We start from the raw sequence: 1222 nt of genomic DNA, 5'->3' as shown, positions 1-1222 counted from the left end.
GGGCCTTGTAAGCGGTCAGTGCCTTCGGCTCCAGCCCTGCCAGTCTGCGGGCCAGCAGGTCCACAGTTTCCATTCCACTGGTCAGACCGATGAGTGACGGCGCGGTGCAGTCCACACAGCGCACCGGCTCCGTCCCCATGGGAGCGTTGGCCGGGTATGGGAACTCCACCCGGTTTCCGTCATATGTCTCAGCCAGGATGGTGTATGCGGGCTTTTTCGGCGTAAGATCCAGGGTTTTGTAAACCTGACGCGGTTCGCTGTGCCGCTCCACATAGCCGAAGCCGGTAAATGTACTGCCCTCCGCCTCCCGATGGTTCTTCCCAATCTGCGCGTAGTCCAGCAGCTCAAGCGTGGCGTCCGGAATGGCGTCTGTTTCCGGGATAAACCCGTTCTCCACAAGGAACCTGCCCAGTTCCTCATCGGTCACGGCATCCTCCAACACATGGCAGCATTCCCCGCTGTAGGCGTAGTCGATCAGGCTGCCAATGGGGATCGTTTCCACGCCTTTCTGAATATCCATGCAGACCAGCCCCTCGAAGACGGCCATACCTCGCGTGTCCAGCTCTGCCAGCCGCTTGGCCAGGGCATTGAGCGGGAAGATGTCTGTCTCCTGAATGCGCTCGTTCAAGTAGTCGTATTCCTCGACAGCATGGAACTCCAGATACGGGTGCTTTCCGTCCTCCAGCCGGATCTGTTCCATTGCGTCGAGAAGTTCGTAATCCGTGGCTGGCAGATCCAGCTCCACTTCCTGATAGGCTCCGTTGGGGCTGCTGAATGTGCGGATATGGAATACCTTATCCAAGAGTCATCCCTCCCATCGGCGCTCCAGCCTCCATATCGGTGGGGGACTGGAGGGTCTGCTCATAGGTCCTGGGATCAGCGGCGGGGGAGTCCCAGCCACGCAGGCAGCCTCCCAGCATGGCCTGCTCTTGAGCCTTGCTGATTCCGCGGCATTGATTGCGGTAGTCCGCTATGTGCCGGTTCAGACCGGGTTTCTCACTGCTGTTCTCCGACACCTGATAGCCGGCGCCTCTGGTAATGCAGATCAGGGAGTCATCCTCCGGCAGGACAGAGAAGCACATATCCGGGAGCCGCTCAGAGAAGTGGGGATCGAAGCGGTCCTGCTCCGGCATGATGCTCCAGTCCTTGCTCTGCCACAGGTGGACATACAGCTCACAGCCATCTCCGATGCCAATATCACGCTGCTCAAAGCCCTCGCCCC

Annotated in this window: 2 pseudogenes; both read right to left on the bottom strand. The window is 59.6% G+C overall.

Annotated features, from left to right (window positions below):
• A pseudogene (locus NFS22_RS23585) lies at positions 1 to 802 on the bottom strand (antirestriction protein ArdA); the annotation flags it as partial.
• Positions 795 to 1222 (bottom strand): annotated as a pseudogene (locus tag NFS22_RS23580) (DUF4314 domain-containing protein); the annotation flags it as partial. The pseudogenes NFS22_RS23580 and NFS22_RS23585, both read right to left, overlap by 8 nt.

The sequence above is a fragment of the Flintibacter muris genome, from assembly GCF_943192995.1.
Classification (GTDB): domain Bacteria; phylum Bacillota; class Clostridia; order Oscillospirales; family Oscillospiraceae; genus Lawsonibacter; species Lawsonibacter muris.
The sequence above is the reverse complement of the archived record's forward strand: the minus strand, read 5'-3'. Positions and strand labels throughout refer to the sequence as shown.